Source organism: Chloroflexus sp. MS-CIW-1, from assembly GCF_030444705.1.
Lineage (GTDB): Bacteria > Chloroflexota > Chloroflexia > Chloroflexales > Chloroflexaceae > Chloroflexus.
The window spans coordinates 651,658-665,943 of record NZ_JAUBWR010000002.1 but is presented as its reverse complement, the minus strand read 5'-3'; the positions used below and the strand labels follow the sequence as shown (position 1 = coordinate 665,943).

The window sequence follows — 14,286 nt, the reverse complement described above, 5'->3', positions numbered from 1 at the left end:
ATGAGTCTGCTCAGTACACGCCTGACCATCCTGATCGGCCCAACTATCCCGCTTCCGGCTCCGCCGCCGTTGCTGGCCACACTGGCGAGTGTGGAAGTCACGCATCGTGATGAAGGTCGGTCAGGTTTTCAAGTGATCTTCCAGATCGGACGCGAACGGGGGGACGTGCTTGATTATGCCCTGCTCGCTGGCCCGTTGCTCCGCATCGGTCATCGGATCGTCCTGATTGTCTGGTTTGGTGGCTTACCCCAGGTCTTGATGGACGGACTGATCACCAATCAACAGTTGCAACCCGGTGACCAGCCCGGTTCAGCAACACTCACTATTACCGGTGAAGATGTGAGTGTAGCGATGGATCGGGAAGAGAAGTCGGTAGAGCATCCGGCTCAACCCGAGGCGGTGATCGCACTCAAGATTATCGCCAGTTATGCGCAGTATGGTCTGATTCCTATGGTTATTCCACCGCCAACGGTAGACATGCCATTGCCTACCGAACGCATTCCTGTCCAACAGGCGACCGATCTGGCGTACTTACGTCAGATGGCCGAACGATTTGCGTATGTCTTTTACATTACCCCCGGTCCGGCGCCGTTGACCAATACCGCTTACTGGGGACCGCCGATACGGATCGGCGTGCCGCAACGCGCACTGACCGTCAATATGGGTTCGTCAACCAATGTTACATCGATCAACTTCCAGTACGACCCGTTGACGGCGACAACGCTTACTGGTCAGGTGCAGGATCGGGCTACCGGTCAGCGGGTACCGGTACGTTCGTTTGCCAGTCTGCGGCCACCACTGGCCAGCTTACCGGCGCTTGCCTCCTTTGCGCGCAGCACCATCTTTCGCGGCACAGGTCTGGGTGCAGCGCAGGCAATGGCTCAGGCGCAGGCTGAGACCGATGCCTCAAGCGATGTGCTCACCGTTGAAGGTGAACTTGATACGGCACGCTACGGCAGTCTGTTACAGGCGCGCGGCTTAGTGGGGTTGCGTGGCGCCGGTTTTAGCTACGACGGCCTCTACTACGTCAAACAGGTTAAACACCAGATCAGCCGGGAAGGGTTCAAGCAAAGCTTTACCCTGACTCGCGAGGGTCTTGGTTCGACCGTACCGGTGGTGCTGCCATGAGTCAATTTTTTGGAAAGTATCGCGGCAAGGTTGAAAACAACATTGATCCGCTACAACTGGGGCGTGTGCAGGTGAGTGTACCGGCTGTACTCGGCGAGGGCCGGATGAGTTGGGCGATGCCCTGCGTGCCGTTGGCCGGTAATGGAGTGGGGCTGTTTCTGGTGCCACCAACCGGCGCCAATGTGTGGGTTGAGTTCGAGGGAGGAAATCCCGATTACCCGATCTGGAGCGGCTGTTTTTGGGGGCCGGGTGAAGTGCCTGCTTCCCCAGCGGTAGCCGAGATGAAGGTCTGGAAAACAGCAACCGCTACCATCACAGTGAATGATCTGCCGGGGATTGGTGGAGTTACGATTGAGACAACTACCGGGGCCAAAATTGCGATCACCGCGACAGGGATCGAGATCACCAACGGCCAGGGAGCGACGATCAAGCTGACCGGGCCTCAGATTACGCTGAATGATGGCGCATTGGAGGTGACATAATGCCGGGATTTCTTTTGCATGTGGGGGCTACCGTGCTCTGTGCGCACGGCGGTCAGGCACAGGCGACCGCTCCCAATCCACGAGTACGGTTAAGTGGTCAGCCGATTGTCACGCTGAGCGCACCTCATACGGTCGCCGGTTGTCCTTTTTCAACCCCTGGTGGGCCAATGCCATGTGTAACTGCTCAGTGGACGGTTGGGGCAATCCGGGTGCGCGCCAGTGGCACACCGGTCTTGTTGCAGGATAGTCAGGCGACTTGTGTGCCAAATGGTACGCCGGTCAATATTGTGACCACTCAGATGCGAGTCAGGGGGCAGTGATGCAGATCGCGTTTCCATACAGGATTGACGGCAGTGGTCGAACCGCTCAGGCCAACGAAGATGAACATATCCGTCATCTGATCGAGCAACTGCTCTTCACTACTCCCGGTGAACGAGTGAATCGACCGACCTTCGGCACCGGGTTGCGCCAGTTACTCTTTGCCCCAAACAGTACCGAGCTGGCTACTGCCCTTGAGTTTATGGTTCAGGGAGCCTTGCAAGAGTATCTGGGCGAATTGATTCGGGTTGAGGCGCTGGCAATCACGGCTGAAGATGAGAAGTTGCATGTGACGGTGCAGTACGTGGTGCAACGCACCCAGCAGCGACGTGTCGTCGAGATTGCGAGTTAAGGTATGGGAATGCAGTTTCGTTGTGCCAATGTGCGGCGGGCACAGGTGTTGAGCACTGCGGCTATACCGCTAAACGGGATCGATTTTCTCGAAGTGCTCGACCAGGACGCACCGGCTGGTTCGCCACGCCAGCGAACCTTGTTGGTGCGAATGCTAAAGCCGGCGCCATGGGGGTTGCCAGCACTTAATGTTCGGATCGATGGTGGTGTACGCATAACCGGGATTAACGTTCTGTGGGTGTTGCGTGCCGCTGATGCGAGTCCGGCTGACGTGAGTGCCGGACGGATAACCAACGCCGAGCGGACTTTTTATAACAATCTGCCGGCTGCCGACCGCACGCTGGTAGTACGAGTTGATCAGGCCGGCGATTTTGCGCCTTATACCTTCAGGCTGACGCGTTCAGCGACCGATCCAACCCCACCAGATGGTTTCGATCCTATTCTTTGTACGGTTGATTTTTCCTTCAAGGTCGATTGTCCTGATGAGTTCGATTGTGCTCGCGATCAGGCGTGTCCGCCAGCACCTGAAGGATCGCCCCCCATCGATTATCTGGCCCGCGATTACGCCAGCCTGCGCCAGATGTTGTTTGATCGTCTGGCAGTCGTTGCACCAGATTGGCGAGAGCGTAACCCCGCCGATCTGGGTGTGGCAATTGTTGAGGGGTTGGCCTACATTGGCGATTACCTCAGCTATTACCAGGATGCAGTGGCTACCGAAGCTTATCTCGATACGGCACGGCGACGAGTCTCGCTGCGTCGTCATGCCCGTTTGCTCGATTATCGCCCGCACGATGGCGTGAATGCTCATACCTGGGTACAGATTCAGGTTGATGCACCGCTAACCCTGCCCGCTGCTACACCATTGTTGACACGAGTTGGTGGTGTTCCTGTGCGCCTGCTGCCCGATTCTGTTGAGTTGAGAACGGCCCGTCAACAACAGCCGCTGGTCTTCGAGACAATGCATGAGGCGCGACTGTTTCCTGCTCACAACCAGATGACCTTCTACACCTGGGGTGATGAAGGGTGCTGTCTGCCCGTCGGGAGCACGCAGGCGACTCTGCGTGGTGATTTCAGTGCAACCCTGCATCCCGGTGATGTGTTAGTGTTCATCGAACAGCGCAGTCCGCAAACCGGCTATCGCGCCGATGCCGATCCGAACCGACGCCACGCTGTGCGTCTGACCCGGCTCACCGCCGGGCTTGATCCATTGGGTGGACAGTTTGCCGATCCGCCAACGAATGATCCGGTTGCTGTGACCGAGATCGAATGGATGGTTGCTGATGCCTTGCCGTTCATCCTCGATCTGAGTGATGTTGCCGTCCCTGTCGATGATCGTGATGAGACCAATCAATCACGCCAACCGGCCAGTGTGGTGTTGGGCAATATTGTGCTGGCCGATCATGGCGAAACGCTGCCCGTTGAACCGTTACCGGCAGTGAGCGATCCCTTACGATACCGTCCGGTGTTAAGCCGTACCGGTATTACTTTCGTCGCGCCCTTCGTGCCTACCGATCACACGCTCCCGGCTACGCATCTGGTTAGCGATGCCAGACCATCCCTCACCCTACCGGCAGTTTCCTTAACCAGTCCTGCCGGTCAGTGGCAGCCGGTTCCCGACTTGCTCGGTAGCAATCGATTTCAGACTGAATTTGTCGGGGAATTAGAGCAAGATGGTCGTTTGTACCTGCGTTTTGGCGATGGTCGGCATGGGCGACTGCCGCTAATGGGTGAATCCTTTGTTGCCCGTTATCGTGTGGGGAGCGGTACTGCCGGCAATATTGGCGCCGATGCGCTGGCCCATATTATCACTGCCGAGAGTGGTATTCGCCGTGTACGTAATCCACTCCCTGCGCGTGGTGGGAGCGAACCAGAGTCAATCGAGGCGATCCGTCAGTACGCACCGCACGCCTTTCGCCGACAGGAGCGGGCTGTCACGCCCGCCGACTACGCATCGATGGCCGAGCGCCATCCTGAAGTACAACGTGCTGTTGCCACTCGACGCTGGACAGGGAGCTGGTATACGATCTTTATTACTGTTGATCGGCGTGGTGGCTTGCCAGTGGATGCCAATTTTGAGGCTGAGCTGCGCGCATTTCTCGAACGGTACCGGATGGCCGGGCAGGATGTCGAGATCGACGGGCCGATCTACGTTGCGCTCGATCTGGCTTTTGTGGTATGCGTTGCCCCCGGTTTCTTTACCGCCGATGTAAAAGCGGCATTGCTTGAACGGTTCAGCCCACGTAACTTTTTTCATCCCGACAATTTTACGTTTGGTCAGCCGGTATATCTCAGCCAGATCGTAGCAGCGGCAATGGCTATTCCCGGTGTGCGCTGGATTGATACAGCAGGCGGTCCCGGTAAACCGACGCGCTTTCAGCGTTGGGGCCAGGCGCCACGTGGCGAATTGGCAAAAGGACAGATCGCTGTCGGTCGGCGTGAGATTGTCCGCTGTGACAACGATCCAAACCGACCCGAACATGGGCGATTGGAGTTCATCATGGAAGGTGGTCAATGAATACTGATGATCGCTTACAATCCCCTTGTGGCTGCGATGAACGTCGCGCTGTCCCATCACCCCACTACAACCCTCCTGGTCAGCCCGCGTTGCGCTATCGCCTGGGGACGCATCACTCGTTTCTTCAGCGTATGATGGCCCGGCTCTCGCAACAGTCTGACGCTACCGGACGACGACCGCTTGCCACCTTGACCACCCGTGATGTTGCCGATCACTCGCTGGCGCTGCTCGATGCTGCGGCGACCCTGGCCGATGTCCTGACCTTCTATCAGGAACGAATTGCTAACGAAGGTTTTTTGCGCACTGCGACTGAACGACAATCGGTATTATTCCTGGCCCGTGCAATCGGCTATGAACTCAAACCAGGTGTTGCCGCTTCTACCTATCTCGCCTTTACCCTCGACGATTCCCCCGCTGCTCCGGCGCAAACGGTTATTCCCGCCGGAACCCAGGTCCAGAGTATTCCGAGCAAACAGGGTGAGCTACCGCAAACCTTCGAGACAACCGATGAATTTGTTGCCCGTAAGGCATGGAACGCTCTGCGTCCCCGTGTAACCCGACCTCAAAACCTGAACAAGGGATCGCAGACTCTCTATTTGGCTGGTGTTGATACACGCCTTCAGCCGGGCGACTATCTGCTCCTGGTTGGAACTGAGCGTGAACGCGATCCCGGTAGTGAGCGTTGGGATCTCCGGCGCATCCTGTCTGTTACCCCCTATCCCGATTCAACCAGCGGCTATACCGTCGTGACCTGGGAACCCGGTCTTGGCTCGGATCGACCATCAATGCTTCCGGCTGCTCAACCGCAGGTGTTTGCCCTCCGGCGTCATGCCCATCTCTTCGGCTTTAACGCTCCTGATTGGCGCCTTATGCCGGAGACGGTAAAAGGGCAATACGCCGGTCCGAGTCGCCCGCTTCCCGATGAATGGCCGGGCTTTTCAATTGACAGTACCAGGCCGCAGATCGAACTCGATGCAGCGTATCCGAAAATCGTCTCGGGGAGCTGGGTAGCCCTGCTCACTCCCGGCTACACCGAGCTCTACCGCGTGATCCGCAACGAGTCGGTCGGGGTGGCGAACTTTGCCCTCTCTGGTCAGGTGACGCGCCTCACCGTCGATACCACCGAGAACCTCAGTCGCTTTGCCCGCCGGGCCACGCTGGTGCTGGCCGAAAGTGAGTTGTTACCGCTGGCGCCTGAGCCAGTTGTGGAACCGATTACCGGTAAGCAGATTGAGCTGGCCGGTGTCGTACATGATCTCTATCAAAATCAACCACTCATCGTCAGTGGAAAACTCTCGCCGCACGATGAGCATCCGACCGCAGTGGTAGTTTTCGTAGAAGCAGTGTATCCCGGTCTCGATTTCACCACCGTCGTATTACGTGACAAGGGTTTAGACTCGCTCAAGCTGATCCGCTCGACAACGGTCATCCATGCGAACGTCGTTGCGGCCACGCACGGCGAAACGACCAGTGCCCCCATCGGCAGTGGCGACGGTAGTCGATCTCACCAACGCTTCAAGCTCAAAAAGGCTCCCTTGACCTATGTCTCCGCCAGTACGCCCACCGGTACAGCATCAACGTTAACCGTGCGTGTCAACGGTGTGACCTGGACCGAAATCCCTTCGCTCTATCACGCTGATCCCACCGATCAAACCTATGTGGTGCGGATTGCTGATGACGGCACAGCAACGGTGCTCTTCGGTGATGGAGTGCGCGGGGCGCGTCTGCCCACTGGCCAGGAGAATATTGTTGCTACCTATCGGTTTGGCATCGGGAGGGATGGAGAGGTAGATGCGGGTGCTCTCAGCCTGCTCAAGACCCGCCCTCCAGGCGTGCGCAGCGTCACGAATCCGCTGCCTGCGACCGGTGCTGAAGACCCGGAAACGCTTGCCAGTGCACGCACAAATGCGCCACAGACGGTCTTAACCCTCGACCGCATCGTCTCCCTGCAAGATTTTACCGATTTCGCTAACGCCTTTGCCGGCATCGGCAAAGCTCAGGCCACCGCATTTCGTCGCGGTGAGCAGATACTGATCCATCTGACCATCGCTACCGCGAGCGGCGCTTCACCACTCGTCAGCGATCCACTCTTGATCAACCTGCGCACTGCTATTGATTCCGTGCGTGATCCGTCTGTTCTGGTCGAGCTGGCCGGTTATACCCGTCTTACCTTCCGCCTCACCGCAACAGTGCAGTACGACCGACGCTATCGGGCTGAGGATGTGCGTCTGGAAATCGAAAGTAGCCTGCATCACACCTTTTCGTTCGCTGCCCGTGCTTTCGCGCAACCGGTGACCGCAGCCGAAGTTATTGCGGTTATTCAGTCTGTCCCTGGTGTGGTGGCAGTTGATCTAGACCAGTTAGCTTACACCAGCGGTCGTACCGGCTCTCATCCTTCCCTACTACCGGCTCTACCGGCCCGTCATACCGGTTCGACCATTACACCGGCTGAACTGCTCGTGCTCGATCCAGCCGGAATCAATCTGACGCTCTTCGCCGTGACAGCGCCGTAAGTTGCGGTTGCGACCTATGCCAGAGAGCTGCTTTACGAAAGGACTGTTATGGTCATCCATCCTCGTGACCGATTGTACGAACTGTTACCGGCCGTCTATCGGAGTCGTGACGCCGGGCAGGGTGAGCCGCTACGGGCACTCTTGACCATTATCGGTGATGAGTTGGCCCGTATCGAGACCGACATCGCCGATCTCTACGACGATTGGTTTATCGAAACCTGCGCCGAATGGTTGATCCCGTACATTGGTGATCTCCTCGGCGTTCGCCCCCTCCACGAACGAACCGCCGTTACCGACCTGAGTCTGCGGGCGTATGTGGCCAATACCCTGCGCTATCGCCGCCGCAAGGGTACGGCGCCGGTTCTCGAACAACTGGCTCGTGATGTCACCGGCTGGCCTTGTCGCGTGGTTGAATACTTTGAACGCCTAGTAACGACTCAACATCTCAATCACATCCGGCTCCATAGCCCGGCGACTGCTTCATTGCGCGATGCCAATCGCCTTGAACTGACGAACAGCCCTCTTACAACGCTCAATCGCACTGCCGAAGTACGCCGGATCGAGATTGGGCGTGGTCGCTACAACATCCCCAACCTTGGCCTGCACTTGTGGCGCTTACAACCCTACGTTGTTCAGGGTGTCATGCCCCAACCGGTCACCGATCCGCCCGATGGTCGCTACTGGTTTAGTCCACTCGGCAACGACATCCCACTCTTCAACCGACCCCGTACCGAACTCGAAATTACCCAACTGGCCAGCGAACCCGACCTACCGGTACCCTTGCTTCGACGCGCCCTTGCCGACGATCTCACGGCTCTGCGTCGAGGCCTGATCAGCGACAGTACCTACCTCTCGCTTGTTCGTCCTGCATTCCAGATTGCGGTACCTGATGGTACAGGTACGCTGAGACCGATTCCTGCCGCCGAAATCCTCATCTGCGATCTCCGTGATTGGCGCCGTCCACCGACCAGTATAGCCTACGGCCCACAATCATTCCCCATTCGGGTTGCCGTTGATCCGCAACGTGGACGGATCGCCTTTCCTGCTGGTATAGTCCCATCCGATCTGCTGGTCAACTACACCTACGGCTTCGTTGCTGACATTGGCGGCGGCCCCTACTCGCGACACTCAACCCTTGTCAACCCTACCCCCGGTGATTTTGCAGCCACTGTCGCTCGCCGTAGCACCGCCGATGTTACCACGCTTGCGGCTGCACTTGCCGCCTGGAGCACTTCATCGGCGCCTGTCGGTGTCATCACCATTCTCGACAGCGCCACCTATGCTGAAGACATTACCATCACGATGACTCCCGGTCGCACGCTGGTCATTCAGGCTGCTGACGGTCAGCGCCCTCTGATCCGCCTGATCAACCCGCTACGCATTGTCGGTAACGGCGACCGGGCAACGCTCAACCTAAACGGCCTCTGGCTCGAAGGCGGGATCGAACTTGCTGCAGGTAGTCTCGAACGGTTAGTCATCCAGCATTGCACTCTGGTACCCGGCTGGCAGATCGACGCGACCGGTGCCCCTCAATTTCCTGACCGCCCCAGCATTCAGGCTCTTGCCCCTAATCCGGATCTGCGCGTCGAACTCACACGGAGCATCAGCGGCGCGTTGTATCTGGCAGAGGATGCGGACGGTCTGCTTGCCTACGATTCAATTATTGACGCCTTCGCGCCGGCCAGGCCAGCCTGCGCGGCCGGTGCCGGCGGGGAGAAGATCGGACCGCCGGCCAGTTTTGTGCGCTGCACCGTATATGGCGAAGTACGGGTTCGTCAAACCGATCTCATTTCAGAAAGCCTGATGCTAGGGCGCGTATTGGCTGCCCGCCGCCAGATCGGTTGTAGCCGTTTCAGTTTTCTGGCTCCCAGATCGCGAGTACCCCGTCGCTTCCGTTGCCAGCCCGATCTTGCCCTTACCGCTGAAGCTGCTGCCCGTAGGCAACCACTCTCTGCTCTGACGGCTACGCAGCGTCAGGCGATTACGCTCTCAGTCACCCCATCGTTTACCAGCACCCGGTTTGGTCATCCGGCCTATATGCAACTCGCTCGTGCGTGTCCGCTTCCCATTATCCAGGGCGCCGAAGATGGAAACGAAATGGGTGCTTTCTATCTCGTTCAACAAACCTACCGCCTCACCAATCTTCAGATCGCCTTGAATGAATATCTGCGGGTTGGTCTTGCGGCAGGGGTTTGGTTGGTAACTTAGTGGGTACGACGTCACACTGATAACACAAAAGAGACCATAAACCATCAACAATGTCCTGTGTCCCGGTTTCTACTTCCTGCAAGGAGTTTGCTATGCGCGGTGATTTTACTCGCTGGACGTTCAATCGAACCAGGCATTACAGTGGCGTTCTCAACCAACAGGGGCGAGTCGCACTTGATGCTGACTGGAATGAACAGATTGCCATTGATCTCGATGATGACCGCACCTCGCGTAGCGATCTGGTCGGTCTGTGCGGCGGTCCCCAGGGTCAGGCCGGTTTTGACATTGTCGTAGCCGGTGGTGTGCTCAGTGTGACCGCAGGTCGTTACTACGTTGCCGGGATTCGGGTTGAAAACGAGCAAACAGTTGCCATAACTGCACAACCCGATTTCCCCGTTCGTAGTTTAGCCGAAGTTGCGGGATTGACTGCCAGTGCCTCCTTACCTGCCGGTTCGTATTTTGCCTATCTTGATGTTTGGGAACGGCATATCACCGCCTTAGAGGAGCCTGCGCTGCGCGAGGTTGCGCTGGGTGGTCCCGACACAACGACTCGCTTGCAGGTTATGGCCCAGGTGAAACTCTTGCGCATTGGCGATCCCAATCCTGCCCTCGATTGTGCTACCTCGCCTGCCGGCTGGGCGGCCTTGTTGGCTGGCAGTAGTGGTCGCCTTGAGGCCCGTGCCGAACCTGATCCCACCGTCAGCGATCCATGCGTTGTTCCTGCGGACGCGGGCTATCGCGGGCTGGAAAATCAACTTTATCGGGTTGAAGTACATCGCATCGTCTCACCGACGCGCATTGCGCTCAAATGGTCACGTGACAATGGCTCTGTCGTCGTAGGCTGGACTGGACAGGACGCTCTTAATCCAAATCGGCTTACGGTCAGCAGCACCGGTCGCGATGATATATTGGGTTTAGCGCCAAATCAATGGGTCGAGTTAACCGATGACGACCGCGAGAAGCGTGGCGAGTCTGGCCCGCTGGTGAAAATTGTCCAGATCGAAGGCAACGTTGTCACTATTGATCCTGCCGGTCAAACAATTCTGTACAGTGCTTTTTCCCGCAACCCCAAAATGCGGCGCTGGGATATGCCTGATGGCGAACTGGTAGTTACAACTGGCGCGAACGCCTGGACTAATCTCGAACAGGGAGTGCAGATTCGGCTCAAGCCGGGAACCTTCCGTCCCGGTGATTACTGGTTCATTCCGGCGCGGGTCGTGACCGGTACGATTGAATGGCCGCTCGATGCAACTGGGCAGCCGATCCCACAACTGCCGCACGGAATCCGGCATGCGTATTGTAAATTGGCGCTGCTCGATTTTAATGGTAATGTCTGGACGAAACGGAGTGACTGTCGCCGTCTCTTCCCTCCACTAACCGAGTCCATCCACTTTTACGGGGTCGGTGGCGACGGTCAATCGGTGTTACCAGGTGAGATGTTGCCTCAACCGTTGCAGGTTGCAGTGACTAACGGCCAGCAGCCAGTAAATAATGCGCGGGTGCGCTTTCGACTGGCGCCTCAAACCGCTGCCGGGCAGCTCATTGCCGGTAGTGCGGCCGGTACGAGTATCGATGTCACGACTGGCCAAAATGGTATCTACTCCTGTCAGTGGCGTCCTGATCCTGCCGTTCAGAGTCAGCGCGTAGAAGCCTTCCTGGTTGAGATCGATGGCAAGCCATTTGTCAATAGTGCTGGCGAACCGGTGCTCCCCCGTGTCTTCTTTAACGCCAGCCTCGAACGGCGTGGTCGTAGTGGCTGTTGCGTGACGATCGGGTTTGACGGCGACTTCCCTGATCTCAACGCTGCGTTGAAAGAATTACTGGCGCGTGGCGAACGTCGCCTCTTGTTCTGCCTGCGTCCTGGTGTTCACGAAGTTGGTGGCCTTCGCCTCGATCCTTCGCTCACCGTTCGTCCCTTCCATCTCGAAATAAAGGGCTGTGGTCTCGCTACCGATCTGCGTCTGACTGCACCGCTAGATTTGGTTGGTATCGACACCGTTGTCCTCCACAACCTTGCTATCACCGTTGACTTTATTCCCGCACCAGGGACGGCTGCGCTTGCGCTCACTCGCTGCCCACACGTGATCATCACTGACAACTTCATCAGTGGTATGACGGCAACAGGGGGCGTACAAGATGATCGGCCTGGTGGTAGCGCATTGTTGGCGATTGTCGATAGTGATACGGTTCGCCTGAGCAATAATACGTTCACTGCGGCCATACCTGCACGCACTTTTCCACCCCTGCGTGATCTCTTTGCAAAGGCTGAATTGGCGACGCTGGCCGATCTCTTTGCCGATGATCAACGGATCATCACTCCAGAATGGCGCGAACTGGCCCAAAAAGTAGTTGAAGAGCTGATCGGTCTCAATATCGACCAGCGCCAGCAACGTTCTCGTGCAGTTGCAGCTCAGGTCTCAGAACGCATCGGTTCTTTATCTTTCGGCGAAGGATTACAGCTTTCGAAACTGATCGTCGCTCTGAACAACCCTCAAGTCAATGCAGCAACGCTCTTCGATATCCTTTTTGATCTGCGCATCGCCGCCGTAAAATCACGCCCCGGTACAGCCATTATGCTTCATCAGCGACGTGCGTTCGTCGCTGAGAGTATCGGTCTGATCGCTGACGTTCTTGACGAAGACGACATGATCCTGCTTGAACACAACCGCATTGCCGGAATCATCAGTCTTTACGGTATGCCGGCGCCAGGCGAGCAAATTGCGAATCTGGCTGAGCGTCTACGTAGTTTTGATCGCCAACCAAACGAACCGGGCGGATCGCGCTTACAACTCAGTAGTGCTCTTATGGGCACGATCCATCTGCGCAGCAACCATCTGGTATCGCTCACTATTGGTGCTGCCCTCCTCACTACATTGCAGACATTGCTCGATCAGGAGACTCCTGTTCTATCCGAAGACATCTGTGCTCGTCTCTTACTCGATAGCAACATCATTGAAGGGGTGTTCAGCATTACGCTTAGCCGAAACCTGATTATGCAAGCCAACACCTTTACCGCAATGGCTGCCCCCCGCGGCCGTGCATCCTCTGTCAACATAAGTGCCGGCGCAGGAGTTGGTTCTACTATCGGTACCCTTGGCTGGTGCCTGGCTGATGTTGCCACTTACCTTGGCAATCAGGGGCCTGGTCAGGGAAACTTGTTTGACATTGCTCGTCAGAGCGAACGGGTTACGAACCTGCAATTACAGATTCGATAAATGCAGATTCCAAGGCGGCTCTGCATACCCCAATAGCAGGTAGGTATTGCTAATGGGGTCCTACCCCACCTGGCATAGTGGGCCAATAGATCTACGATAGGGATCGCATCGGTATTGTCGTTTCGACAAGGAATGAAACACTATACGGGGAAGGCGTTGCCAATAGTAGACGGCATTTCTCGCCACGCAGACCGGTCACTACGCCAGCGAGTATCTAACCCGCCTCCATCTCCTTCTTCCTCTCCCTGTGTAGGAGAGGAATGGGTCTGAGTGCAGGTGAGTGGGTCCAGGCGCGCTCCGCAGCACGGGCATTGAAAACGCTGACACCTCTACTGAAGATTAAGGGCAGATGTGAGCCGAATCGGTGGTTGTCCGTATCGTGTTTCAATGCAAAAGGAAACCCAAAACCGTCAGCGTGACCTTGCGATCCGCCGAAACGTAGGTGCAGTACCGTTGCGCATCCGTGTGCGGATTACTCGCGGTAACGCTCGACAATCCGTTCGATTAAGCGTGTCGTCGCGTGCCCCTCATGAAAGGGCAGAATCCGCACCTCACCACCCAGCGCTTGCACGACTCGCGCTTCTGGTAGTCGTGTTGCGTCGAAGGTTGTGCCTTTCCCGTAGTCACCACCTTTCACGTACAGATCAGGTGCTAATGCTGCTACCACCGTCTCTGCCGTGCGCTCGTGGAAGATGGTAACTGCATCAACACAACGCAGCGCCGCCACGATAGTCGCTCGCTCTGTTGCCGGTACAATTGGTCGCAAAGGCCCTTTCAATTGCCGGGTCGATTCATCACTGTTGATAGCCACAATCAATCGGTCGCCAAGCGCACGTGCCGCTGTCAGATACTGTACGTGACCAACATGGATAAGATCAAAGACACCGTTAGTCAGCACGACTTTCAGCCCGGCGACCCGCCAACTTGTACGCAATGCTACCAGTTCGGTCAGCGTATAGATATTCATCGTCGTTCTCGAAATGGTGATGTCAGTGGTATGCCGATCCAGAAGAGTATGGTTAATCCGCCGATTATCCCAACGAGGAGCATGAGCTGAGATACATTCAATGGTGCACCGGCTAAGAGGGCCGTTACCAGAAAACCACCCATCGGTGTTACAGTCTGTAGGGGTACCAACCGACTGGCATGCCACCAATCACTGTAGTGAAGTCGTTCACTGATGCTACGCCCGATCACTGTGCCGGTTGTCCCGATCAGTGCCCATAGGAATGCTGCAATAAAGATACTCCACGCCTGTGATGCCCACCAGAACGCACTGCCACCGATAAACCCGATCACAACACAGACTGCGGATGATACCCACAGCGGCGCTGGGAAGAATCTTGCCATCGCATCAATCCTTCTGGTATCGCGAACGTAAAACGGCGAATCCCACCGATCAATTCTTGCCAGTCTTGTTACGACAATGCCAGACGTTTCAGCGTTCTTTCCTCACCCAATAGTTGTGGCGAACAACACAGGGGAAAGAAATGGAGTGGGGCACTGGCTCCCAACTCACCGCAAACACCCCTTCCTCTATCTGTGGAAGAGGAAGG

At 56.7% G+C, this 14,286-nt stretch carries 10 protein-coding genes; 8 read left to right on the top strand and 2 right to left on the bottom strand.

What is annotated here, in order from left to right:
- The 8 genes from QTO31_RS15635 (at position 1) to QTO31_RS15600 (ending at position 12,730) form a co-directional block, all read left to right on the top strand.
- Positions 1–1,128, top strand: a complete 1,128-nt coding sequence (locus QTO31_RS15635; protein ID WP_301430023.1) for a hypothetical protein — start codon at positions 1–3, stop codon at positions 1,126–1,128.
- Positions 1,125–1,610: a phage baseplate assembly protein V gene (locus tag QTO31_RS15630; RefSeq protein ID WP_031458401.1), complete on the top strand. Its 486-nt coding sequence runs from the start codon at positions 1,125–1,127 to the stop codon at positions 1,608–1,610. The genes QTO31_RS15635 and QTO31_RS15630 overlap by 4 nt, the downstream gene beginning before the upstream one ends.
- Entirely contained in the window at positions 1,610–1,930 is a 321-nt protein-coding gene (locus QTO31_RS15625) for a hypothetical protein (RefSeq protein WP_301430021.1), read from the top strand. The genes QTO31_RS15630 and QTO31_RS15625 overlap by 1 nt, the downstream gene beginning before the upstream one ends.
- Positions 1,930–2,280 (top strand): GPW/gp25 family protein, encoded by a 351-nt coding sequence (locus QTO31_RS15620; RefSeq protein ID WP_031458403.1) that lies wholly within the window; start codon positions 1,930–1,932, stop codon positions 2,278–2,280. The genes QTO31_RS15625 and QTO31_RS15620 overlap by 1 nt, the downstream gene beginning before the upstream one ends.
- A gap of 3 nt (positions 2,281–2,283) precedes the next feature.
- A complete protein-coding gene (locus QTO31_RS15615) occupies positions 2,284–4,794 on the top strand; it encodes a putative baseplate assembly protein (protein WP_367620642.1) in 2,511 nt (836 codons plus the stop codon).
- Positions 4,791–7,307: a putative baseplate assembly protein gene (locus tag QTO31_RS15610; RefSeq protein ID WP_301430017.1), complete on the top strand. Its 2,517-nt coding sequence runs from the start codon at positions 4,791–4,793 to the stop codon at positions 7,305–7,307. The genes QTO31_RS15615 and QTO31_RS15610 overlap by 4 nt, the downstream gene beginning before the upstream one ends.
- 48 nt (positions 7,308–7,355) lie before the next feature.
- On the top strand, positions 7,356–9,515 hold the full coding sequence (locus tag QTO31_RS15605; RefSeq protein WP_301430015.1) for a phage tail protein: 2,160 nt from the start codon (positions 7,356–7,358) through the stop codon (positions 9,513–9,515).
- Between the two features lie 92 nt (positions 9,516–9,607).
- On the top strand, positions 9,608–12,730 hold the full coding sequence (locus QTO31_RS15600) for a DUF6519 domain-containing protein (RefSeq protein WP_301430014.1): 3,123 nt from the start codon (positions 9,608–9,610) through the stop codon (positions 12,728–12,730).
- Positions 12,731–13,202: 472 nt separating this feature from the next.
- On the opposite strand, the gene QTO31_RS15595 is transcribed toward QTO31_RS15600, so the two are convergent.
- Positions 13,203–13,697: an adenylyltransferase/cytidyltransferase family protein gene (locus tag QTO31_RS15595; protein WP_301430013.1), complete on the bottom strand. Its 495-nt coding sequence runs from the start codon at positions 13,695–13,697 to the stop codon at positions 13,203–13,205.
- Entirely contained in the window at positions 13,694–14,080 is a 387-nt protein-coding gene (locus QTO31_RS15590; RefSeq protein WP_301430012.1) for a hypothetical protein, read from the bottom strand. Before QTO31_RS15590 ends, QTO31_RS15595 begins: the two co-directional genes overlap by 4 nt.
- Positions 14,081–14,286: the final 206 nt, after the last annotated feature.

Coding starts and splice junctions, on each gene's coding strand:
- QTO31_RS15635 (WP_301430023.1), top strand. CDS start 1: ATGAGTCTGCTCAGTACACGCCTGACCATCCTGATCGGCCCAACTATC.
- QTO31_RS15630 (WP_031458401.1), top strand. CDS start 1,125: ATGAGTCAATTTTTTGGAAAGTATCGCGGCAAGGTTGAAAACAACATT.
- QTO31_RS15625 (WP_301430021.1), top strand. CDS start 1,610: ATGCCGGGATTTCTTTTGCATGTGGGGGCTACCGTGCTCTGTGCGCAC.
- QTO31_RS15620 (WP_031458403.1), top strand. CDS start 1,930: ATGCAGATCGCGTTTCCATACAGGATTGACGGCAGTGGTCGAACCGCT.
- QTO31_RS15615 (WP_367620642.1), top strand. CDS start 2,284: ATGGGAATGCAGTTTCGTTGTGCCAATGTGCGGCGGGCACAGGTGTTG.
- QTO31_RS15610 (WP_301430017.1), top strand. CDS start 4,791: ATGAATACTGATGATCGCTTACAATCCCCTTGTGGCTGCGATGAACGT.
- QTO31_RS15605 (WP_301430015.1), top strand. CDS start 7,356: ATGGTCATCCATCCTCGTGACCGATTGTACGAACTGTTACCGGCCGTC.
- QTO31_RS15600 (WP_301430014.1), top strand. CDS start 9,608: ATGCGCGGTGATTTTACTCGCTGGACGTTCAATCGAACCAGGCATTAC.
- QTO31_RS15595 (WP_301430013.1), bottom strand. CDS start 13,697: ATGAATATCTATACGCTGACCGAACTGGTAGCATTGCGTACAAGTTGG.
- QTO31_RS15590 (WP_301430012.1), bottom strand. CDS start 14,080: ATGGCAAGATTCTTCCCAGCGCCGCTGTGGGTATCATCCGCAGTCTGT.